This is a genomic window from Aeromicrobium sp. Leaf245, assembly GCF_942548115.1.
Taxonomy (GTDB): Bacteria; Actinomycetota; Actinomycetes; order Propionibacteriales; family Nocardioidaceae; genus Aeromicrobium.
In genome coordinates this window covers 2,335,091-2,357,576 of sequence record NZ_OW824151.1, presented here as the reverse complement: position 1 = coordinate 2,357,576, position 22,486 = coordinate 2,335,091, and the positions used below count along the sequence as shown (strand labels likewise).

Genomic DNA, 22,486 nt, shown 5'->3' with positions numbered 1-22,486 from the left:
TCCGCGACCCCTAGGGTTGCCCCATGGGGCAGGACGTCGACGACAGGTCCTTCACGCGCGAGGACCGGACCCGCTATCGAGCGAAGGTCCGTCGATGTCTCGACGTCTTCGCGCGCATGCTCTCCGAGCGAGACTTCTCGGTGGGGGAGCCGCAGATCGGTGTGGAGATCGAGTTCAACCTCGTCGACGAGGTGGGCGATCCCGCGATGAAGAACGCCGAGGCGCTCGAGGCGATCGCCGACGAGGCGTTCCAGACCGAGCTCGGGCTGTTCAACATCGAGATCAACGTCCCGCCGCAGCCGGCGAGCGGCGCGGGCTTCCGGACGCTGGAGGACACGGTCCGCCGTGACCTCAACGAGGCGCAGTCGAAGGCGGAGCGAGCGGGGGCGGGGCTGCTGATGGTGGGCGTGCTGCCCACGCTGCGCGAGCAGCACCTCGGCGCCGACTCGCTCTCGCCCAACCCGCGCTACCACCTGTTGTCGGACCAGATCCTGTCGGCGCGCGGCGAGGACATCGAGATCGTCATCGACGGTGTCGACCGGCTCGCCACGACGGCCGACACGATCATCCCCGAGGCCGCGTGCACAAGCACCCAGCTGCACCTGCAGGTCGAGCCCGACGAGTTCGCGGCGACCTGGAACGCAGCCCAGGCCGTTGCCGGGGTCCAGGTCGCGGTGGGCGCCAACTCGCCGTTCCTGCTCGGCCGTCAGCTGTGGCACGAGACGCGCATCCCGCTCTTCGAGCAGGCCACCGACACCCGCAGCGAGGAGCTCAAGACCCAGGGCGTCCGCCCCCGCGTGTTCTTCGGGGAGCGCTGGATCACCTCGGTGTTCGACCTGTTCGAGGAGAACGTGCGCTTCTTCCCGGCGCTGCTGCCGATCGTGGAGGACGAGGACCCGCTCGCGGAGCTCGAGGCGGGGCGCGTGCCGTCGCTGGCCGAGCTTCGGCTGCACAACGGCACCGTCTACCGGTGGAACCGGCCGATCTACGACGTGGCCGACGGACGTCCGCACCTGAGGGTCGAGAACCGGCTGCTGCCGGCCGGGCCGACCGTGGTCGACACCCTCGCGAACGCGGCGCTCTTCTACGGCCTGGTGCACGTGATGCGCCAGAGCGAGCGCCCGGTCTGGTCGCAGCTGTCGTTCAAGGCCGCCGAGGACAACTTCCACCAGGCGGCCCGGGTCGGCATCGAGACGGACCAGTACTGGCCGTCGGTCGGCACCGTGTCGGCGCGCGAGCTGGTGCTGCGCCACCTGCTGCCCCTGGCCCACGAGGGCCTCGCTCAGATGGGCGTCGACGAGCCGGTGGCCGGACGCCTGCTCGACGTCATCGAGCAGCGCTGCATCCGAGGCGTCAACGGGGCGACCTGGCTCATCGGCAGCTTCGAGCGCGAGCTCACGCGCGGCGGTGATCGGGTGAAGGCGCTGCAGGCCGTCACGCGGCGCTACGCCGAGCTCATGCACGCGAACGAGCCGGTCCACAGCTGGCCGACGGACTGAGTCCGGAGGGGTCGGGCGCCGGCATCCGTGGGGCGTGCGCCCCCGTCGGTGGGGGCTTGGGCGTGCGTGGCAGACTGGACCACGCAGAGGTTGACCGCAGGCCTCTTTGTTGCGCCCTCATACCGGTCAAGGAGGAGATTTGTTCGTGAGTTCCGTGCCCGGAGCGCGACCCCGTGTCGCACGTTCGGCCGCGCGAGTGGACTCGCCGAGCAGGTCTTGCCCCACGACCCGGCGCGAGCAGTACCGCCCAGCCCACCCGCGAGATCAGAAGAGCCCGTGACGAAGACTTCCAAGAAGCCCGCAGCCTCCTCGACCGCGAAGAAGGCTCCCGCCAAGAAGGCCCCGGCCAGCAAGGCCGCGCCCTCCACGCAGGCGAAGAAGGCGCCCGCCAAGAAGGCTCCGGCCAAGAAGACCGCCGCCAAGAAGACGGCCGAGAAGCCGGTCGACATCGCCGACGTCCTCGAGGTGCCCGCCGCAGGCGAGGCCGCCAAGGTCGACGCCCAGGGCAAGAAGATCCTGCCGGACATCCCCGACGAGGAGTTCGTCAAGGATCTCAAGAACGACCCGACGCTGAAGGAGGACGAGGAGTCCAGCTTCACGCTGTCGGCGGCCGACGAGTCCGACGAGCCCGTCCAGCAGGTCATGGTCGCCGGCGCCACGGCCGACCCGGTCAAGGACTACCTCAAGCAGATCGGCAAGGTCTCGCTGCTCACCGCCGGTGAGGAGGTCGAGCTCGCCAAGCGCATCGAGGCCGGCCTGTTCGCCGAGGAGAAGCTCGCCAAGGGCGGTCGCATCTCCGAGAAGGTCCGTGAGGAGCTCGACTGGATCGTCGTCGACGGTCGCCGGGCCAAGAACCACCTGCTCGAGGCCAACCTGCGCCTCGTGGTCTCGCTGGCCAAGCGCTACACCGGCCGCGGCATGCTCTTCCTCGACCTGATCCAGGAGGGCAACCTCGGTCTCATCCGTGCGGTCGAGAAGTTCGACTACACCAAGGGCTTCAAGTTCTCGACCTACGCCACCTGGTGGATCCGTCAGGCCATCACGCGCGCCATGGCCGACCAGGCCCGCACCATCCGCATCCCGGTGCACATGGTCGAGGTCATCAACAAGCTGGCTCGCGTGCAGCGCCAGATGCTCCAGGACCTGGGTCGCGAGCCCACCCCTGAGGAGCTGGCGCTCGAGCTGGACATGACGCCCGAGAAGGTCGTCGAGGTCCAGAAGTACGGCCGCGAGCCCATCAGCCTGCACACGCCCCTCGGCGAGGACGGCGACAGCGAGTTCGGCGACCTCATCGAGGACTCCGAGGCCATCGTCCCGGCCGACGCCGTGTCGTTCACGCTCCTGCAGGAGCAGCTGCACGCCGTCCTCGACACGCTCAGCGAGCGCGAGTCCGGCGTGGTCTCCATGCGCTTCGGCCTGACCGACGGCCAGCCGAAGACGCTCGACGAGATCGGCAAGGTCTACGGCGTCACGCGTGAGCGCATCCGCCAGATCGAGTCCAAGACGATGAGCAAGCTGCGCCACCCGTCCCGCTCGCAGGTCCTGCGCGACTACCTCGACTGAGTCGTGCCGCCCACGCGCTCGGATCTGACTGGAATCCCAGGAAGAATCGGAACGCGTGGGCGACGCGCCGGCACCGCGCGGCGCTCCTGGTCCAGATCAGTTCGAAGGCGGCGCCGAGACGGGCCTGGCCTACCGGGTCCACCGGCCTCGTCGCCGAGCGTGTGGCCATCGCGCCACACGGTGCGTGGGCGGGCAGCCTGTCGGCGGACTTCAGAGGGGCACCGCCAACCCTCCGCATCCCAGGCGCGTCAACCCTCGGCGTCGCAGGCGCGGCGTGCCTCCGACTCGAGCTGGTCGGTCGTGATCGCTCGAAGCGTCGCCGTGTCGGGCGACGGGTCAGCCATCACGTAGACGACACCCGGGCGCAGCTTCCCGGACCACCCCGGCGTGAGCCACACGGACATGGTCAACCGATCGTCACTCGACAGATCGATGAGGTAGCCGGCCCCGTCCTCGAGGTCGAGGTCGGGCTGAGGGCCCCACTCGCCTCCTGGCTCACCGAGCCTGATGGTCACCAACCCCGTCACGGGGCCGTCGTGGGTCGACAGGGCCTGGACCGGGTTCTCCTCCTCGTCGTCGAGTCCTTCGCGGTCGGAGACCACGCTCAACGTGTCGACGTCCGGTGCGCAGACGTACGAGACGATCTCGACCTCGTCGTCGGCCGTGAGGCGAACCCCGGTGATCCCGGCAGGCGGTGGGATGTAGCCGACGAGATTCCCGCATCCGGAGGAAGCAGCGGACACCGCCAACGCCAGGCCTGCCGCGAAAGTGGCTCTCACTGACGAATCGTCCCATGGCATCGAGCGACACGGCTCTTCCCGAGGTGTTGTCGACGTCGAGATCACCGAGGCCGGATCGTGACCATCTGCATCCCCCGCGACTCGTCGCGGGGGATGGTGCCTGTGGATGCGCCGCAGCGCTCGCCGTCCAGGCGTCGATACGCTTCGAGCGTGTCGGGAGCTGCCGAGAGCGCGGTGCGGCGATCGCTCCTGCGTGCGGAGATCTCGATCCCGCGTCTGTGGACCTACGCCCTGGTCCTGTACGTCCTGGCACTGATCGGCTGGGGACTCCTGCATCTCGCCGGGGTCGACACCCGCGGGTTCGACGGCCACCTCATCGGCGCCACGTTGATCGTGTGCATGGTCCTCGCAGCGACGAGGCTGTTGGTGCAGTTCCTCCTCGGCCTGACGGACCGCACGTGATCCTCGGGCCGACCGAGGTCGGGCAGCTCCGGACGTCGTCAGCGAAGCTCACGTTCCGCCGGGCGCGCCGGCGCCTCGCGTCCGACTGATCTCACCTGCGAGACCGCACGGTCGGACGGCTCCCACCCGGGTCCAGACATGACGACGGGCCGGGACGATCTCGAGGATCGTCCCGGCCCGTGTCGTGGTGCGTCGCGAGTGCCGATGCGCGGCTCAGCGCGGCGGGGGGACTTCCCCGCGTCGGTCGCGGCTGCGGCCGCTCAGGATCAGGGACACGATGAGACCCAGTGCCCCGACGGCGATGAGGATGTAGCCGACCATGGTGAGGTCGACCCCGTTGACGGCGTCCTGGACGGCGAACGCCAGGATGGCGCCTGCTGCCAGCAGGAAGAGCGAGCTGCCGATCTGCATGATGTCTCCTCGGTTCGACGTCGACCGTGGTGGCCGACTTCGCCGAGCGTGGCACGGACCGCCCCGGCCCGCACCTCGGCGCGCAGGACCTGGAAAGACGTCTTGCCCAGACGCGGGGTGACTCTGAGTTAGACTGTCGCGACCCACACGTCGATCTCGGGAGACACAGCGGTGCGTAGCTACGACCGAACGGGCCGACTCGTGCGTCGACTGGGGGTTGGCCTGCTCGGCTCGGCCGTCCTGGTCGGTGCCTTGAGCGCAGCCCCCACCTCCGCGGTGGAGACCCCCTCGCCCTCGCCGACCGCGGACGCGGCCGAGCCCACCAACGTCACGCCCGACCCGACCCCGGCACCCACCTCTGGCGACGTCAGCCCCCAGGCGGCGGAGACCACGGCCGCGCAGAGCCGCCCGTACGGCCCGGACTACGAGGTCAAGGTCGAGCCGAACTTCTCCCGGCCCAACGGCAGCTACATGAAGGCCAGCGACTACACGCTGCTCAACGACCTCGAGCGGCTGATCCGCGGCTCCTACGAGGACCCGAACACCGGCAAGCTGCGCTCGTCGGCCGTCCGCAGCGCCAACTACGTCTACATCTCGGTCTCGCGCATGGAGAACTCCAAGCGCGTCGGACGCGAGCTCATCAAGGCCGCGAAGGCCGGCGTCGACGTCTACATGATCCACGGCAAGGCCTCGCAGTCCAAGGAGTCGCGCGCGCTGCAGAAGAGCCTGACGTCGCTCAAGCACGGCCACTTCAAGATCTGCGCGAAGGGCAAGAGCCTCGCCTGTCTCTCCACCCTCAACGGCGCCATCATGCACTCGAAGGTGCTGCTGGTCGCCAACACCTTCGACCGCGACAAGAAGCAGGCGTGGGGCGCCTCCTGGTCCGGTTCGGCCAACCTCGGCGGGCCGAGCGGTGAGTACACCTTCAACAACGGGTGGACCACCTACAACGACAAGAAGATCTTCCTGCAGATGCGCGAGTTCTTCCAGGACATGTGGGCCGAGCGCAACATCGGCAAGACCTACAACTACGACTACCCGCGCTACATCGCCAAGAACTCGTCGCGCTACGGCTACAGCGGCGCCACGAGCGACGGCTACCGCACGGCGTTCGCGGTCAACGGGATGTTCTACTCCGAGCTCTCGAACACCACCTACTACCCGACGCCGATCTCGGCGTCGCCGGCCAACGGCCGCGACCCGGTGATCAACCTGCTCAACCGGGTCGTCCCCGACTCCACGTGCAAGATCCGCCTGCAGCACAACCGCTTCAAGTACCGCCGCATCGCGGTGGCGCAGAAGCTGACGCGGCTCACCGAGCGCGGCTGCCTCGTCGAGGCGATCTCGTTCCGCGACGAGATCAAGGCCAACCGGACGGCGCACTGCCAGCAGTACATCCGCATCTGCAAGCCGATCCTCGACGTGTTCCGCACCTCGGTCACGCGCATCCCGGCCGCCTACGCCAAGCCCCACGACAAGACGATGCTCGTCGAGGCGAAGCTGAAGTCGAACCCGTGGAACAAGGAGGAGCTGCTTCCCAACGGCGAGAACTTCTCCAAGTACCCCGACGGCACCTTCGTGCGCGTCGTCCAGGCCGGGTCCGCCGCCCTCACCGGGTCCAACCTGGTGGTGAGCGACGAGATCACGACCGAGACGACCGACCCGTCGGTCTACAAGGAGTACCTCGAGCACTGGTACGCCATCTGGCGCAGTTCCGGCGCTCGGAACTGGTCGTACTGACCAGCGCCCTCGTGGCACCACGAGAAAGGCCCCTCACCGCTCAGCGGTGAGGGGCCCTTCTCGTACGTTCGTGTTCGGTCAGACCTCGGGGTTCGAGGCCGCGGTGGGCTCGGATCCGAGGCGTCCGGTCTCGTCGTGGATCGACACGGCGACCTCACGCAGCTTGTCCTCGTGCTCACGGGCGTGGTGCGCGCAGAAGAGCAGCTCGGCACCGCCGGCCAGCTCGACGCGGACGTACGCCTGCGCACCGCAACGGTCACAGCGGTCGGTCGCGTTCAGACCGGGAAGCTCGGCGACTGCAGCCATCATGTTCTCTCTTCCTCAGCGTCGTCGTTCAGCGGGTACGTCTGACTCAACATCCAACCACGGGCTGTTGTTCCGCGCCGGAGTTGGTGACATACGACATAGATACTGCCGACCGTCGCCAAACCTGCGGAGGTGGGTCGGCGCGCCGCGTGTCAGACCGGTCACCGGGGACCTTCTGACTAGGCTGGCGAGGGGGTCGGCGATCGCCTGCACGCACGGTGTCCGACGCCGTCCGACCCGACGCGAAACCACCCGGTGGAGGCCACTGAGTTGTCGACCTACGACGCACGCAACCTGCTCGTCCTCGAAGGACTCGAGGCGGTCCGCAAGCGCCCCGGCATGTACATCGGCTCCACGGACACCCGTGGTCTCATGCACTGCCTGTGGGAGATCATCGACAACTCCGTCGACGAGGCGCTTGACGGCCACTGCGACCGCATCGACGTGGTGCTCCACGCCGACGGCTCGGTCGAGGTGCGCGACAACGGCCGCGGCGTCCCGGTGGACATCGAGCCCAAGACCGGGCTCACCGGCGTCGAGGTCGTGTACACGAAGCTCCACGCCGGCGGAAAGTTCGGCGGCGGCTCCTACAACGCCACCGGCGGCCTGCACGGCGTCGGCGCGTCGGTCGTCAACGCGCTGTCCTCCCGCCTCGACGTGCAGGTCGACAAGTCCGGTGCGACGTGGTCGATGTCGTTCCGGCGGGGTGAGCCGGGCGTCTTCGCCGGCGACGGACCCACCGCGGACTTCACCGCCGACAACACCCTGCACAAGGGCGGCCGGGTCAAGAAGACGGTCACCGGCACGCGGGTGCGCTACTGGGCCGACCCGCAGATCTTCATCAGGACCGCCACGTTCTCCTACGAGGAGCTCGTCACCCGCGCGCGGCAGACGTCGTTCCTCGTGCCAGGACTCGAGATCGTCATCCGCGACGAGCGCGGCGACGAGCCGGTCGAGGAGTCGTTCAAGCACGACGGCGGCATCACCGAGTACTGCGACTTCCTCGCCGCCGACGAGCCGGTGAGCGAGGTGCTGCGCCTGCAGGGCCACGGCGCCTTCACCGAGACCGTCCCGGTGCTCGACTCCAAGGGCCACATGACGCCCCAGGAGGTCGAGCGCGACCTCGGCGTCGACGTGGCGCTGCGCTGGGGCACCGGGTACGAGACCCAGGTCCGGTCCTTCGTCAACATCATCGCCACGCCCAAGGGCGGCACCCACGTCCAGGGCTTCGAGCGCGGCCTCACCAAGACCTTCAACGATACGCTGCGCACCACCCGGCTGCTCAAGTCCGGCGACGTCGACGTCATCAAGGACGACGTCCTCGAGGGCATGACCGCCGTGGTCACGGTGCGCCTCGCCGAGCCCCAGTTCGAGGGCCAGACGAAGGAGGTGCTCGGCACCCCGGCCGTCACCAAGATCGTCAACCAGGTCGTCTCGCGCGAGCTCAAGGCGTTCCTGACGTCCACCAAGACGGCGCAGAAGGCCAAGGCGCGCCTCGTCATGGAGAAGGTCGTCGCCGCGTCGCGCACCCGGCTCATGGCCCGCCAGCAGCGCGACAACCAGCGCCGCAAGAACGCCCTGGAGTCCAGCGCCCTGCCCGCCAAGCTGGCCGACTGCCGCGCCGCTGACGCCGACCGCACGGAGCTGTTCATCGTCGAGGGCGACTCCGCGCTCGGCACCGCGAAGTCCGCGCGCGACTCGGAGTTCCAGGCGCTGCTGCCCATCCGCGGCAAGATCCTGAACGTCCAGAAGGCCAGCGTCGGCGACATGCTCAAGAACCTGGAGTGCTCGTCGATCATCCAGGTCGTCGGCGCCGGCTCGGGCCGCACCTTCGACCTGGACCAGACGCGGTACGGCCGGATCATCTTCATGGCCGACGCCGACTCCGACGGCGCCCACATCCGGTGCCTGCTGGCCACGCTGTTCTTCCGGTACATGCGTCCGCTGGTGGAGGAGGGCCGCGTGTACACGGCCGTGCCGCCCCTGCACCGCATCGAGCTGGTCAACCCCAAGAAGGGGCAGGAGAAGTACCAGTACACCTACTCCGACGCCGAGCTGCAGCGCACCCTGGCCGACCTCAAGCGCCGCAACGTGCGCTGGAAGGACCCCATCCAGCGCTACAAGGGCCTGGGCGAGATGGACGCCGACCAGCTGGCCGAGACCACGATGGACCCCCGCCACCGCACGCTGCGCCGGCTCACGGTCGACGACGCCGAGCGCGCCGCCGGTGTGTTCGAGCTGCTGATGGGCAACGAGGTCGCTCCGCGCAAGGAGTTCATCGTGCAGAGCGCCTACGAGGTCGACTCCGACCTGATCGACGCGTGAGCCTGCTCCACGTCGCTACGATGCCGCCGTGAGCGACATCAGCGATCCCGGGGGAGCCGGACGCGGGGACCGGCGCACCGCTCGACGCGCCGTCGACGCCGCCTACGCGGCCGGGCGCATCTCGGCCGTGGACCGGTCGCTGCGGATGGAGCAGATCGACGCGGCCTCGACCCGAGGCGACCTGGCCATGGTGGTCCGCGACCTGACCGACCGTCCGGCCGATCCGCCGCCCTCTCGGCCCACCGCGTCGAGCGACGCGGCGCAGCCGTCGTTCCCGGCGTCGCCCGCGGCCGACCAGCCTGCCCCGTCGGCGGGCAGCAGCCCGTTCCCGGGGCCACCTGCCACGAGCCCCGGCGAGGCGCCGGGCCGTGCGTGGCCGCCGCCCGGGTTCGGTGGGACCCCGCAGGTGGGCGAGCGCACCTCCGGCACCAACCGCCGGACGATCGGCTGCATCGTCGCCGTGGTGGCGTTCTTCTTCCTGGCTCCCTGCCTGCTGGGTGCCGGCGGGCTCGTCCTGAGCCTCTTCTTCGGTGGCAGCGACTTCGACAGCAGTGACGTCGTCGCGGTCGAGCAGGTCGAGCAGTGGTGGGACGAGCGTGTGGACGACCTCGCCGCCGCCTCCGGGACCACCGTCGTCTCGGCGTACCGCGTCGGCGAGGACACCGGCACCGCCACGACCGACGAGCCGACGGCCTCGACCGACTGGACCTACTCGTCGAGCGTGTGGGTGGAGGGCATGACCCGCGCGGACCTCCCCGAGCGTCCCGTGGCCGACCTCGCCCGCATCGACGCCTCGGCCGTGCAGACCGCCGTCGACGACGCCCGGTTCGCGGTCGACACCGACGCCGACCCCACGATCATGATCAGGGTCAGACCGCAGATCGGGCAGGACCCCCTGCTCGAGGTCACCGTCGGGGACGGCGCAGCGGTGCAGAGCCGGACCTACGACTCCGACGGCCTGCTGCTCCAGGACTGAGCCTGGCTCAGACGACCTGCTGCAGCAGTCCGGTGTCGACGTCGTACAGGAAGCCGCCGACGTCGATCGAGTCCGGGATGAGCGGGTGCGAGGTCACGCGGTGCACGTCGGCCCGGAGCTGGCGCTGCTGGTCGTCGATCGGGCCGATGCTCATCCAGGTGGAGTCGGTGCCGGTGCTGCTGGAGACGCGCTCGTGGATCTGCTCCTCCGTGGAGGAGGCCATCGCGCACCGGGTGTGCTCGACCACGAGGACGCGCTTCACCTGGAGCAGGTGCACGCCCAGCACGAGGGCCACGAGCTCGTCGTCGTTCACCCGGCCGCCGGGGTTGCGCAGGATCTTCGCGTCACCGGGCTGGAGGCCGATCATGCCGAGCGGGTCGATGCGCGAGTCCATGCACGTCACCATGGCCACACCGGCACGGGCGATGCCGTCGAAGCCGGTGAGGGCGAAGGAGTCGGCGAAGGTTCGGTTGGCTGCGAGAAGGTCGTCGAAGTCCGTCACAGGGGCAGCGTAGTACCGCTGCTGCGCGTGCGGGTATGAGCAGGTTCACGTAGGAGCCAGAGCGACAGGCCCGCCGCGACGACCGCGCAGACGGCTGCCCCGAGGAACACGGCGTGCAGCTGCGCGATGCCGGCGTCGCGCACCGCGTCACGGTACGCCTGGCAGAGCTGGACCTCCCCGGTGCAGAGGTCCGCCGCCGCCGGGATCCGCGACGAGGCCGAGTAGAACGCCCGCAGCCCGATGGTCGTCAGCGCCGAGACGCCGATGAGCATGCCGACCATGCGGGCCACGATGAGCAGGGCGCTCGCGACGCCGTGGACGGCGTCGGCGGTGTGCTCGAGCAGCACGGCGTTGACCGGTGCGATCGCGAGCCCGAAGCCCAGTCCGGCCGCCACGAGCGAGAGCGTCTCCCACTCGCTGGCCAACGACTGCGCGTCCCACGTGGCCATGTGCCAGAACGCGGCCGCACTGACCAGCATGGCCACCGCGGTCAGCCACGACGCCGGTACGCGGCGCAGGAGCCAGCCGCCGAGGACCGCGCCCACCGGGAGTGCCACCAGGAAGCGCACGAGCACGAGGGCCGCGTCGAGCTGGGAGTCCCGGTGGACGGTGAGCCGGGCGAAGAAGGGGATGTCGACGAGAGCCGCGATCAGGGCTGCCCCGATGACGAAGGAGACGACGAGGGCGCCCCAGGCCGGCCGGGCCGACAGGGCGCCGCGCGGGACCAGGGGCTCGGTCGCCGTGCGCTGCCGGTACACGAACCCGACGGTCGCCAGGGCGGCGACGGGCAGGAGCCACGGGGCCTGGGGCGAGAGCGTGCCGGACTCCGGCTCGGCCGAGGCGAAGGTCACGATCACCGCGGCGAGGGCGATCGCGAGGAGTGCGGCCCCGACGAGGTCGGTGCTGCGCGCGATCTCGCCCCAGCTGCGCCACTGCACGAGCGGCCGGCGGGCGGTGGCCTGGCGCACCACGAACAGGGCGGCGACGACGTAGGTGCCGAGCGCGAGCGGGGTCAGCCAGCGGGAGTCGCCGGTGACCGGAAGGAACGCCAGCCCGGCGGTGACGCCGGTGACGAAGCGTTCGGGCTGCAGCATGACCAGCGAGAGGCCCGTCAGCGCGAGTGCCAGCAGGCCGAAGCCGGGCAGGTCGGGCCGACCGGGCGGGCGGTCGGGTGACGCGGCGGCGTGACCGCGCGGCGGGGCGGCGGGGGCGGCGCCACGCAGTCGCAGCATGACGGCGGCCAGGACCAACCCGACGGCAGCGTTGAGCCAGAAGATGTCCCGCCACGAGCCGAAGGCCAGCACGACCGCTCCGTACAGCGGCCCCAGCACGCTCCCGAGCTCCTGCACGGCGCCCACGACCCCGAGGGGGAGCCCGCGTCGGCGGGGCGGCCACAGGTCGGCGACGAGCGCCAGCGTGGGAGGGATGAGTCCGCCGCCGCCGACGCCCTGGAGCAGTCGCCCGGCGACGATCGTGCTCAGGTCGTAGGCGGCGGCGGTCACGAGGGAGCCCACCGCGAAGACGACGAGCGAGCCGAGGAGCACCGGGACGCGGCCGCGGAGGTCGGAGATCCTCCCGATGAGCGGCAGCACGCCCACGTAGCCCAGGAGGAAGCCCGAGATGATCGGGGCGGCACGCTGCAGCTCGTCGACGTCGAGCCCGCTGGCCGACATCATCTCGGGCAGGGCCAGCACGACCACGTACGTGTCGGCGGCCGCGAAGGCGATCGCCACCGCGGCGAGCCCGAGCAGCGTCCGTGACGCCAGCACGGGGCCCGACGACGACTCGGATCGGGCGTCGTCGACCTCGTCGGCCGAGCTGCCGGAGTCCCGCACGGGTCAGCTGCCGCCGGTGCGGGCCGGTGCCTCGATCTCGATCGGCTCGTCGGAGGTGGCCAGACGCACCGTGTACGTGACGTCCGTGCTGCCGCCGTAGAACGGGCCGGACATCGTGGCGTCGCGCAGCACGTCGTCGTCGGTGAGCCGGTACGTGACGTCGAAGCGTGCACCCTTGGTGGCCGAGGGGATGATCTGCGACACGACGGACCCGGGCAGGGTGCCCGTGACGGAGGTCAGGACGTCCTGGCCGTCGCGCGACTTCTTGCCCTCCTCGAGGTCGTCGGTCTGCACCAGGATCTGGGTGAGACCCGTGTCGGCGTCGATGAGCCCTGCGGGGTCCGGGGCCTTCAGGGACGCCGGGTCGATCGTGAGGTACACCGGGGTGATGTCGGTCTTGGCGTAGACCGTCCCGTCCACGGCGACCACCTCGGCCGACAGGGTCGCTCCGCCGGTGGAGACCTTCACGTCGCCGGTGAAGGCGGGGGAGTGGTTGCCCTTGCCCTTGGCCGAGAGCAGGCCCGAGACGCCGTCGGGCACCGAGGACGTCGCGAGCGAGACCTCGACCGTCTCGGCCTCGTCGATCGTCTTCTTGGCCGTGTCGAGCCGCTTCTGCAGGGCCGAGGTGTCGGTGCCGGGATCGGCGTCGTCACCGCCTCCGGTGCAGCCGACGAGCAGCGCGCCGGCGAGGGCGGTGGCGACGACGAGGAGGACGCGGGAGCGGGCGGGACGAGAGGTGGGACGCACGCGCTCAGTCTCGCACGGTCGGGAGTCCGGGGAGCAGACCTGCGGGCGAGGCGGCGGCGAGCACGGGCTGGGCGACCGCGACCCCGGAGCCGTCGCGCCTCGGGTCGATCTCGGGCAGGTCGACGGGGGACCCGCTGGTGGCGCACGCCACGGGGGTTCCGTCGCCGACCCAGCCGAGGATCAGGCCGTCCTCGCCCTTGAGCAGCCGGTGGCAGCGCACGCCGCCGGTGGCCCGGCCCTTGGCCGGGTAGGCCGAGAGCGGGCTGACCTTCGCGGCCCCGGTCTGCGTGCCCGGCAGCGCGTCGCCCGAGCCGGAGATCGTGAGCACGTGGGCGGACTCGACGTCGCGCACCACGCCGAAGCCGACCACCCGCTGACCTGCCGCCAGCTTGACGCCCGCCACACCGCCGCCGCCGCGACCCTGCGGACGGACCAGGCCGGCCTCGAAGCGCAGCAGCTGGGCGTCGGAGGTGACGAGGACGAGCTGCTCGTCGCCGGTGGCCAGCGGCGCGGCGCCCACCAGGGTGTCGCCGTCGGCGAGGCCGATGACCTCCCAGGAGTCACGCGACAGCACCTCGGGCTTGACCCGCTTGACCACACCGGCGCGGGTGGCCAGTGCAAGCCCGGGGCCCTCGGCCTCGAGCGACATGAGGCACAGCGCAGGTGCCGACGTCGCGAGCAGCTCACGCAGCGGCAGACCGCCCTGCAGGTGCGGGGCCTGCGCGGTGGCCGGCAAGGTCGGGATGTCGAGGACGTCGAGCCGGTGCACGGTGCCGTCGGCGGTGACCAGGCCCACCTGGCCTCGCGCCGTGGCCGCCACGGCCGAGACGACCACGTCGTGCTTGGAGCGTCGACCGACGTCGCCGAGCGGGGAGTCGTCGCTCGTGCGGGCCAGCAGCCCCGTGGCCGACAGCAGCACCCAGCACGGGTCGTCGGCGACCTCGAGCTGCGCCGCGGCCGTGACGGTCTGACCGGCGGACTCCAGCAGCACCGTGCGTCGGGGCGTCCCGAAGCGCTGGGCCGCTGCGTCGAGCTCGTCGGAGACGACCGCACGCAGCACGCCGTCGTCGCCGAGGATCTCCTCGAGCCGCTCGATCGCGGCGCGCAGCTCGTCGGCCTCCTTCTCGAGCTCGATCCTGGAGAACCGGGTGAGGCTGCCCAGCGTGCGGTCGAGGATGAAGTCGGCCTGGGCCTCGCTGAGGTCGAAGACCCCCATGAGGCGGCTGCGTGCCTCGCCGCGGTTGTCGCTGCTGCGGATCAGCTGGATGACCTCGTCGATGTCGAGGATCGCGACCAGCAGCCCCTCGACGAGGTGCAGCCGGGCGGCGGCCTTGGCGCGCCGGAACTCGCTGCGCCGACGGACCACCTGGAACCGGTGCGCCAGGAAGACCTCGAGCATCTCCTTGAGGCCAAGCGTGCGGGGCTGGCCGTCGACGAGGGCGACCGCGTTGATCGAGAACGACGACTCCATCGGCGTGTGCTTGTAGAGCTGCTCGAGGAGCACCTCGGGCACGATGCCGTTCTTGACCTCGATCACCAGCTGCAGGCCCTTGTGCCGGTCGGTCAGGTTCTTGATGTCGGAGATGCCCTGGAGCTTCTTGGCCTGGACCAGCTTCTTGATGGCCTCGACGACCTTCTCGGTGCCGACGTTGTAGGGCAGCTCGGTGACCACGATGCCCTTGCGGCGAGGGGTCACGTTCTCGACCCGCGTGGTGGCGCGCATCCGGAAGGAGCCGTTGCCCGTGGCGTACGCGTCGCGGACGCCGTCGAGCCCGACGATCTTGCCGCCGGTCGGCAGGTCGGGGCCGGGGATGAAGCGCATGAGGTCGTCGAGGTCGGCCCGCGGGTGCTCGATCAGGTGGCGCAGCGCCTGCACGACCTCCACGAGGTTGTGCGGGGCGATGTTCGTGGCCATGCCGACGGCGATGCCGGACGCGCCGTTGACCAGGAGGTTCGGCAGCGAGGCCGGCAGCACGCTCGGCTCCAGCTCACGACCGTCGTAGTTGGGCTTGAAGTCGACGGTGTCCTCGTCGATGGAGGCCGTCATGGCCTCGGCGGCCTCGTCCATGCGGCACTCGGTGTAGCGCATGGCCGCGGGCGGGTCGTCGGGCGAGCCGAAGTTGCCGTGGCCGTCCACCAGCGGGAGTCGCATGGACCACGGCTGGACGAGCCGGACGAGCGCGTCGTAGATGGCGCTGTCGCCGTGCGGGTGCAGCCGACCCATGACCTCGCCGACGACACGGGCGCTCTTGACGTGGCCGCGGTCGTTGCGCAGCCCCATGTCGTCCATCGTGAAGAGGGTGCGCCGCTGGACGGGCTTGAGCCCGTCGCGGGCGTCGGGGATGGCGCGGGAGTAGATCACCGAGTACGCGTACTCGATGTAGCTCGCACTCATCTCGTCCGTGATGTCGGTGTCGATGATGTGCTCGTCGAACTCCTCGGGGGGGTTCGGGGTGCTGCTGCGGGCCATGCATCCTCTCCTGGCTGACGACGTGCCACCCGATGGGCGACCTCTCGATTCTCCCGGTCCGGGGCCGTGCGCCCCAGCCGCCACGCCGCCCGAGGGACGCCCGGGCTCCTCCGCGCCCGGGACGGGCGCCCGTACGGGGTAGGTTTGGGCGCGTGACGCAGGACGCCTCGACGACGCCGGCCGACCGTGCCCGGATGTGGGAGGCGGACGTCCTGCTGAAGGACGGCCGCGTCGCCCAGGTCCGGCCCATCACCCCCGAGGACACCGAGGCCTTCGTCGCGTTCTACTCACGCGTCTCCGACGAGTCCAAGTACTACCGGTTCTTCGCCCCGTACCCCACGCTGTCCGAGCGCGACGTCGCACGCTTCACGCACGTCGACCTCGATCGCCGGGTCGCCTTCGTGCTGACGCTGCACGACACGATCATCGGCGTCGGGCGCTACGACGCGGTCAGCGACGACGTGGCCGAGGTGGCCTTCCTCGTGGAGGACGCCCACCAGGGTCGGGGCGTGGGCCAGCTCCTGCTCGAGCACCTCGCCCAGGCGGGCCGCGAACGAGGCCTCACCAAGTTCACCGCGGACGTGCTGCCGAGCAACCACCGCATGCTCCAGGTGTTCCGCGAGATGGGCTACTCCGTCGAGGGCGTGGTCGAGGACGGCGTCCAGCAGCTGTCGTTCCGGATCGATCCCACCGACTCGGCCGTGGGCGTCATGCGCTCGCGCGAGCAGCGCGCCGAGGCGGCGTCCATCGAGCGGATCTTCGCGGCGCGCAGCATCGCCGTCGTGGGAGCCAGCCGGCGCCAGCGGTCGATCGGCCAGACGGTGGTGCGCAACCTCGTCCTCGGCGACTACCAGGGCAGCGTCTACGCCGTGAACAGCCAGGCCGAGGCGGTCTCGGGGCTGCCCGCCTTCAAGAGCGTCAAGGACATCCCGCACGAGGTCGACCTGGCCATCGTGGCCGTGCCGGCCGACTCGGTGAACGACGTCGTCCGCGACTGCGCGGCGAAGGGCGTGCACGGGCTGGTGGTCATCTCGGCCGGGTTCGCCGAGGAGGGTGCCGAGGGCCGACAGCGCCAGCGGACGCTGCTCGACCTCTCTCGCACGTACGGCCTGCGCCTCGTCGGTCCCAACTGCCTCGGTGTCATCAACACCGCCCCCGGGGTCCAGCTGAACGCCTCCCTCTCCACGGCCATGCCGCCCCAGGGGCGCGTCGGGTTCTTCTGCCAGTCCGGTGCCCTCGGCACGGCGATCCTGGAGTCGGTGTCCCGACGTGGCCTCGGCCTCTCGACGTTCGTCTCGGCGGGCAACCGTGCCGACGTGTCCGGCAACGACCTCCTCCAGTACTGGCAGGAGGACGACGACACCGAGGTCGTCCTCCTCTACCTCGAGTCCATCGGCAACCCGCGCAAGTTCTCGCGCATCGCTCGCCGGGTCTCGGAGTCCAAGCCCATCGTCGCGGTGAAGTCGGGCCGCTCCACCCAGGGCGTGCCCGTGGGCCACGCGGTCAAGCGCAGCACGGCGCCGCAGGCTGCGGTCGACGCGATGTTCCGGCAGGCCGGCGTGGTCCAGGTCGACACGCTCGAGGAGATGTTCGACGTCGCGCAGCTCGTGGCCCACCAGCCGCTGCCGCGCGGCAACCGGATCTGCGTCGTGGGCAACTCCGACGCCATGGGCCTGCTCGTGGCCGACGCCGCGACCGCCACCGGTCTGCAGGTCGCGGACTCGGTGCCGCTGGGCGCCGACGCCGGCGCCGACGACTTCGAGGTCGCCATCGAGAACGCTCTGGCGTCCGACGACATCGACGCCCTGATGGTCGTCTACATCCCGCCGCTCAACACCTCCGGCGAGGAGGTCGCGAACGTGCTGGCCTCGATCGGCGAGCAGTCCGACAAGCCGATCGTCTCGACCTTCCTCGGCACCGAGGGCATCCCCGAGCTGCTCCGCGTGCCCGACGTCCAGGGTGGCTCCGCGGGCCGCGGCTCCGTGCCGTCGTACCCGGCACCGGAGTCGGCCGTGCGTGCCCTCGCCCGTGTGGTCACCTACGCGGAGTGGGCGGCTCGGGACCACGGCGAGTTCCGCGCCCACGACGACTTCCGCACCGGCGACGCCCGCGCCCTCGTGCGCGACGTGCTGGCGCACGCGCCGCGAGGCGCGATCCTCTCGACGGAGCAGGTGCACGCGCTCCTGGCCTGCTACGGGATCGACCTGTGGACGTGGATCAACGTCCACGACCCGGAGGAGGCCGTCGCCGCCGCGGAGCAGCTGGGCTGGGACGTCGTGCTCAAGGCCGGCAGCGAGCACCTGCGCGCCCGCCCCGACCTCGCGCACATCTGGCGCGGGATCCAGGACCGTGCCGACATGTTCGAGGCGTGGGACCAGCTGACGTCCTGGCCGGGCATGCGTGCCGACACCCGCTTCTTCGTCCAGCGTTCCGCCCCCGACGGCATCCCGCTGTCGTTCACGGTCACCGAGGACGCCCTGTTCGGACCGCTGGTCTCCTTCGGCCTCGCGGGCGCCTCGAGCGAGCTCCTGGGTGACCGCGCCTACGGCATCCCGCCCCTGACCGACGCCGATGCGGAGTCGATGATCCGCGACCTGCGGTCCGCGCCGCTGCTGTACGGCTACCGCGGGTCCGACCCGGTCGACACCCCGGCGATCCAGGACACCATCCTGCGGCTGGCGGCGCTGAAGGACGACCTGCCCGAGATCGCCGAGCTCGACCTGGAGCCCGTGCTGGTGCACGAGACCGGACTGACGGCGTTGAGCGCCCGCGCCAAGGTGGTGCCGGCCACGGACCGTCGCGAGGAGCGGTACGTGCGGCGTCTGAGCAGTCCGGTCAGGGATACGCTGGCGTGATGAGACGTGAGCGCCCCGTCGGGCCCGCCGCCGACGTGTTCCAGGAGATCGAGCGCAGCGGCTACTACCCCGAGATCGTGACGGCAGGCCTGCGTGACGCCCTGGCGGGCGAGGACGTCCTCGCGCACGTGGTCCACCACGAACCGACGTTCGAGCGCGACGAGATCCGTCGCCACATGACGGTGCTCGTGATGACGCCGTCGCGGGTCGTGCTCGTGCACACCGACGAGCACCCGCCCGACGACCTCCTGCCGCGGCCCTACACCTCCACGACGAGCGAGGCCGTGTCGATCCACCGGATCAGGTCGGTGGTCGTGACCCGGATGGTGGCCACCTCCGGCACCCTCGAGGAGGCCGTGGTCACCATCGGGTGGGGTGCCGTGTCGCACCTGGACCTCGAGCCCGCCCAGTGCAGCGACCCGGACTGCGAGGCCGACCACGGGTACACCGGCAACCTGACCGGCGACGACTTCTCGTTGCGCCTGAGCGCCGCGGCCGACGGCGGCGTGGCCGTCGAGCGCCTCCTGGTGTTCGCCCGTCAGCTGTCCGCCGCCACGACCGGAACGGCGTGACCGCGCCCGGCCCGCGGGGTCGGCACGGTCTGCACGAGGTCCTCACGTCGGCCGGAGCGGTCGCCGGCGGCGGACGCGCCGGTCTGGTCGACACCCTCGGGCTCCCCGCCGCTGCGCGCTACGTCGTGCTGCTGGTCGACGGCATGGGGGAGGAGCTCCTGCGCCAGCACGCCCACCTCGCACCCTTCCTGTCGTCACTGCCGTCCGTCCCCGACGTGGTGTGCGGGGTCCCGTCCACGACCGTCACGAGCCTCACGTCGCTCGGCACGGGACTTCGCGCCGGGGTGCACGGGGTCGTCGGATACACCTCGCGGGTGCCGGAGACCGGGCGACGCCTCAACGCCCTCGCGTGGGACCAGGACGTCGACGCGCTGCAGTGGCAGCGTCACCCCACCGTCCTGCAGCGGCTCCACGAGGCGGGCGTCAACGCCGGGAGCGTCAACGAGGCACGCTTCGAGGGCACGGGCCTGACGCTGTGCAGCCAGCGGGGCGCACCCTTCCACGGCGTCGGCTCCATCTGGGAGCGGCTCGACGTGGTGGCCGAGGTGGTCGAGGACGCCGCGAGCTCGGTGGTCTACGCCTACGAGTCCCGGCTCGACCACGCCGGTCACGCGCACGGCTGCACGTCGCAGGAGTGGCGCGACGTCCTGGCGACCGTCGACCGTGAGACCGCCCAGCTGCGCGACCTCCTCCCGCCCGACACGGTGCTCCTCGTGACCGCGGACCACGGGATGGTCGACCTCCCCGACGAGGGGCGTTTCGACGTCAGCACGACGCCCGAGCTGCTGGAGGGCGTGGACCTGCTGGCCGGCGAGGCACGCTTCCGGCACCTGTACACCGCCCGCCACGACCGAGAGGCCGTCGCGGCCCGGTGGCGGGACTTCTGCGGGGAGCGTGCCGACGTGCGCACCCGCGACGAGCTCGACGACTGGTTCGGTCCCCTCGACCCGGCGGTCGCGGGCCGCATCGGCGACGTGGTGGTCGCCGCCCTCGGCGACTTCGCCGTCTTCAGCACCGACGACTTCCCGCTCGAGATGCGCATGAAGGGCTTCCACGGATCGGTCAGCGAGGCCGAGCTTCGCGTCCCCGTCCTCCTCGCGACCTGAGCACGACGACGGGCACCGCCGCTGGCAGGATGGTCCCGTGGCCGAGCTGACCTTCTACTCCGGGACGATGGACTGCGGGAAGAGCACGCTCGCCCTGCAGCTCGACCACAACCACCGGGCCCGCGGACGGGTGGGGCGGGTGTTCACGTCGCACGACCGCGCCGGTCAGGCGACGCTCTCGAGCCGGCTCGGGCTGGCGGTCCCGGCGACGGAGGTCGACGACTCCCTGCACTTCTGGGAGCACGTCGTGACCGAGCTGACCCAGGGCGGGCGCATCGACTACCTCGTGTGCGACGAGGCGCAGTTCTACACGCGCGACCAGGTCGAGCAGCTGGCCAAGATCGCCGACGAGCTCGACATCGACGTCTTCTGCTTCGGCATCCTGACGGACTTCCGCACGCGCATGTTCGACGGATCGGCCCGACTCGTGGAGCTGGCCGACCGCATGCTGCCGCTCCAGGTCGAGGCACTCTGCTGGTGCGGTGAACGGGCGACGCACAACGCGCGCACCGAGGACGGGGAGATGGTCACCGAGGGTGAGGTGATCGTGGTCGGGGACGTCGACGACCCCCAGCGGCCCCGTCCCTCGGTGGGGTACGAGGTCCTGTGCCGGCGACACCATCGGCGCCGCATGACCGCGGAATCGGCGAAGGCTGCCGCACTTTCTCCGGACGTCCTGCCTTTCCCCTGAGATAAATAAAGGACTTTGGTCCTCACTATCGCGCGCACATGGCAGAAATGTCTGGGACCATCGACCAATGCGTACTGTTTCTCGGGCTCTCACGCTGATCCTCGTCGGCGGTGTGGTCGCCGCACTCCTCGTTCCCACGTCGGCCTCCGCCCGCGTCTCGATGACGAAGGCCAAGGTCGAGCAGTGGCTCGCCTCGACCTGCACGACCTTCGAGACGCAGGCCGCCTTCAAGACGCGCACGGCCCGGCTGCCCAACAAGATGCTGAACGCCGACGGCTACGACGTCACCCGCTTCACGAAGTACAACGTCTACACCTCCGACAGCTATCGGCTCAACGCGTGCCTGAGCCTCATCGAGAAGGCGAACAGCTTCAGCGGCAACCGCAAGAACCGCACGATCACCTTCGCGCCGGGCACCTTCAAGCTGTCGAACGCGATCTTCGTGCCGTCGGACACCACGGTCGTGCTGTCGTCGGGCACCACGATCAACAAGCTGATGACCACGGGCATCTCCGGCGTCCGGGCCTCGAGCTCGATGTTCCAGACGATCTCGCCGACCCGAGCCCTGCGCTCGAACGCGGTGAAGGGCTACGACGGCGAGCGCAACATCACCTTCCGCGGCCCGGGCGACGGCAGCGCCACGATCAACATGATGGGGACGGTCCACCCGGCCTTCGACAAGGTCTACGGCGTCGTGATCGGCCACGCCAGCAACGTGCGGGTCGAGGGGATCCGCTTCCGCAACAACCACCTCGGCCACTTCCTCGAGGTCAGCGCCTCTCAGGACACCGTCGTGAAGGGCAACGACTTCGTCAACGACATTCGCGGTGACGGCAAGGCGGCCACCAAGGCCAACCCCAACGCCGAGGCCATCAACGTGGACACGCCGGACAGCCGGACCAAGGGCGTGAACTACACGTGGGGCGCCATGGACCGGTACGGCAACAACCGCCTCACGATCGAGGACAACGACTTCCTGTACCAGAACCGGGCCGTCGGCACGCACGTCATGTCGGCCGTGGCCCGGGTGACGACGCCGCGCAAGCAGGAGGACTGGAGCCTGCGGTACCACACCGCGGTCGTGCTCAAGAACAACCGGATCGTCGACTCCCGGTTCGACGCGGTGAAGATGCTGAACTGGCGTTCGCCGGTGCTCGAGGGCAACCTGATCGACGGCATCACCACCCGGCGCAACGTCAGCAACAACCTGCCGGCCACCGCGGTCATCAGCCAGGGGGCGGAGAACCCGACGATCAGGAACAACCGGTTCGTCGACGTGCCCGAGCCGATGCTGGTGCGGACCTACGACTCGCCCCACTACTCGTTCACGAACGCGCGCGGGGTGACCGAGAAGCTTCGGTCCATCAACACGTACCCGACGCAGGGCACCCTGCAGGCGCACTGGTGCACGAACCAGGCGCAGGGCCCGGCCGACCGCGTCGCGCTCTTCTCGGCCGGCAAGGACGCCGCTACCGCGGAGCGGATTCTCGCCAAGGAGCCGTGGCGTCGGTTGACCGTCTACAAGAACACGTATCGCTCGGGCAGCTCGGTGGGCCAGATCGTGTCCGAGGTCCTCATGCCGTGGCGCTCGAGCGCGAGCGCCACGATCGACACGCCCTCGGAGTGCTCCACCCGCTGAGCCCTGGACGGAGGAGGGCCCCGACCGCTCGGCGGTCGGGGCCCTCG

The 22,486-nt window shown here is 70.4% G+C and carries 18 protein-coding genes; 11 read left to right on the top strand and 7 right to left on the bottom strand.

Features of this window, described 5'->3' with window-relative positions; all coding sequences use genetic code 11:
• Nucleotides 1–23 precede the first annotated feature (23 nt).
• Both NBW76_RS11605 and NBW76_RS11600 read left to right on the top strand, forming a co-directional pair.
• Nucleotides 24–1,499 carry a hypothetical protein gene (locus tag NBW76_RS11605; RefSeq protein WP_055967803.1) on the top strand — a complete coding sequence of 492 codons (1,476 nt, stop codon included), beginning with the start codon at nt 24–26 and terminating at the stop codon, nt 1,497–1,499.
• A gap of 216 nt (nt 1,500–1,715) precedes the next feature.
• Complete coding sequence (locus NBW76_RS11600) at nt 1,716–3,062, top strand: RNA polymerase sigma factor (RefSeq protein ID WP_082481910.1); 1,347 nt, start codon at nt 1,716–1,718, stop codon at nt 3,060–3,062.
• 248 nt (nt 3,063–3,310) lie between these two features.
• Here NBW76_RS11600 and NBW76_RS11595 read toward each other — a convergent pair whose 3' ends face one another.
• Entirely contained in the window at nt 3,311–3,907 is a 597-nt protein-coding gene (locus tag NBW76_RS11595) for a hypothetical protein (protein WP_156364779.1), read from the bottom strand.
• A 105-nt stretch (nt 3,908–4,012) separates the two neighbouring features.
• Here NBW76_RS11595 and NBW76_RS11590 point away from each other — a divergent pair, with 105 nt between their 5' ends.
• Entirely contained in the window at nt 4,013–4,264 is a 252-nt protein-coding gene (locus NBW76_RS11590) for a hypothetical protein (protein WP_056554442.1), read from the top strand.
• A 213-nt stretch (nt 4,265–4,477) separates the two neighbouring features.
• On the opposite strand, the gene NBW76_RS11585 is transcribed toward NBW76_RS11590, so the two are convergent.
• Nucleotides 4,478–4,675, bottom strand: a complete 198-nt coding sequence (locus NBW76_RS11585; protein WP_056554445.1) for a DUF6458 family protein — start codon at nt 4,673–4,675, stop codon at nt 4,478–4,480.
• 252 nt (nt 4,676–4,927) lie between these two features.
• Here NBW76_RS11585 and NBW76_RS11580 point away from each other — a divergent pair, with 252 nt between their 5' ends.
• Complete coding sequence (locus tag NBW76_RS11580) at nt 4,928–6,415, top strand: phospholipase D-like domain-containing protein (RefSeq protein WP_156364780.1); 1,488 nt, start codon at nt 4,928–4,930, stop codon at nt 6,413–6,415.
• A gap of 78 nt (nt 6,416–6,493) precedes the next feature.
• On the opposite strand, the gene NBW76_RS11575 is transcribed toward NBW76_RS11580, so the two are convergent.
• Nucleotides 6,494–6,724: a hypothetical protein gene (locus NBW76_RS11575; RefSeq protein WP_055967819.1), complete on the bottom strand. Its 231-nt coding sequence runs from the start codon at nt 6,722–6,724 to the stop codon at nt 6,494–6,496.
• A gap of 267 nt (nt 6,725–6,991) precedes the next feature.
• On the opposite strand from NBW76_RS11575, the gene NBW76_RS11570 reads away from it, so the two are divergent.
• Nucleotides 6,992–9,046 (top strand): type IIA DNA topoisomerase subunit B, encoded by a 2,055-nt coding sequence (locus NBW76_RS11570; protein ID WP_369814991.1) that lies wholly within the window; start codon nt 6,992–6,994, stop codon nt 9,044–9,046.
• Between the two features lie 28 nt (nt 9,047–9,074).
• The gene (locus tag NBW76_RS11565; RefSeq protein WP_056554451.1) at nt 9,075–10,022 is read left to right on the top strand and encodes a DUF1707 domain-containing protein; all 948 of its coding nucleotides are present in this window, start codon (nt 9,075–9,077) and stop codon (nt 10,020–10,022) included.
• A 7-nt stretch (nt 10,023–10,029) separates the two neighbouring features.
• On the opposite strand, the gene NBW76_RS11560 is transcribed toward NBW76_RS11565, so the two are convergent.
• The 4 genes from NBW76_RS11560 to NBW76_RS11545 are packed head-to-tail and all read right to left on the bottom strand — an operon-like array spanning nt 10,030 to nt 15,576.
• Nucleotides 10,030–10,524 (bottom strand): carbonic anhydrase, encoded by a 495-nt coding sequence (locus tag NBW76_RS11560; RefSeq protein ID WP_055967828.1) that lies wholly within the window; start codon nt 10,522–10,524, stop codon nt 10,030–10,032.
• Nucleotides 10,521–12,359, bottom strand: coding sequence for an MFS transporter (locus tag NBW76_RS11555; protein ID WP_369814992.1), 1,839 nt, complete (start codon nt 12,357–12,359; stop codon nt 10,521–10,523). Before NBW76_RS11555 ends, NBW76_RS11560 begins: the two co-directional genes overlap by 4 nt.
• A 3-nt stretch (nt 12,360–12,362) precedes the next feature.
• Nucleotides 12,363–13,106 carry an LppX_LprAFG lipoprotein gene (locus NBW76_RS11550; RefSeq protein ID WP_055967840.1) on the bottom strand — a complete coding sequence of 248 codons (744 nt, stop codon included), beginning with the start codon at nt 13,104–13,106 and terminating at the stop codon, nt 12,363–12,365.
• A 4-nt stretch (nt 13,107–13,110) separates the two neighbouring features.
• Nucleotides 13,111–15,576 carry a DNA topoisomerase (ATP-hydrolyzing) subunit A gene (locus NBW76_RS11545; protein ID WP_055967843.1) on the bottom strand — a complete coding sequence of 822 codons (2,466 nt, stop codon included), beginning with the start codon at nt 15,574–15,576 and terminating at the stop codon, nt 13,111–13,113.
• A gap of 152 nt (nt 15,577–15,728) precedes the next feature.
• Here NBW76_RS11545 and NBW76_RS11540 point away from each other — a divergent pair, with 152 nt between their 5' ends.
• The 5 genes from NBW76_RS11540 to NBW76_RS11520 all read left to right on the top strand — a co-directional run bounded on the left by NBW76_RS11540 (nt 15,729) and on the right by NBW76_RS11520 (nt 22,439).
• Entirely contained in the window at nt 15,729–18,431 is a 2,703-nt protein-coding gene (locus NBW76_RS11540) for a bifunctional GNAT family N-acetyltransferase/acetate--CoA ligase family protein (protein ID WP_235492957.1), read from the top strand.
• Nucleotides 18,431–19,003: a DUF5998 family protein gene (locus NBW76_RS11535; protein WP_055967845.1), complete on the top strand. Its 573-nt coding sequence runs from the start codon at nt 18,431–18,433 to the stop codon at nt 19,001–19,003. The genes NBW76_RS11540 and NBW76_RS11535 overlap by 1 nt, the downstream gene beginning before the upstream one ends.
• Nucleotides 19,000–20,109 (top strand): alkaline phosphatase family protein, encoded by a 1,110-nt coding sequence (locus NBW76_RS11530; protein ID WP_056554455.1) that lies wholly within the window; start codon nt 19,000–19,002, stop codon nt 20,107–20,109. The genes NBW76_RS11535 and NBW76_RS11530 overlap by 4 nt, the downstream gene beginning before the upstream one ends.
• Before the next feature lie 37 nt (nt 20,110–20,146).
• A complete protein-coding gene (locus tag NBW76_RS11525) occupies nt 20,147–20,800 on the top strand; it encodes a thymidine kinase (RefSeq protein WP_056554458.1) in 654 nt (217 codons plus the stop codon).
• A 67-nt stretch (nt 20,801–20,867) separates the two neighbouring features.
• Nucleotides 20,868–22,439, top strand: a complete 1,572-nt coding sequence (locus NBW76_RS11520) for a hypothetical protein (protein ID WP_156364781.1) — start codon at nt 20,868–20,870, stop codon at nt 22,437–22,439.
• The last annotated feature ends 47 nt before the right edge of the window (nt 22,440–22,486 follow it).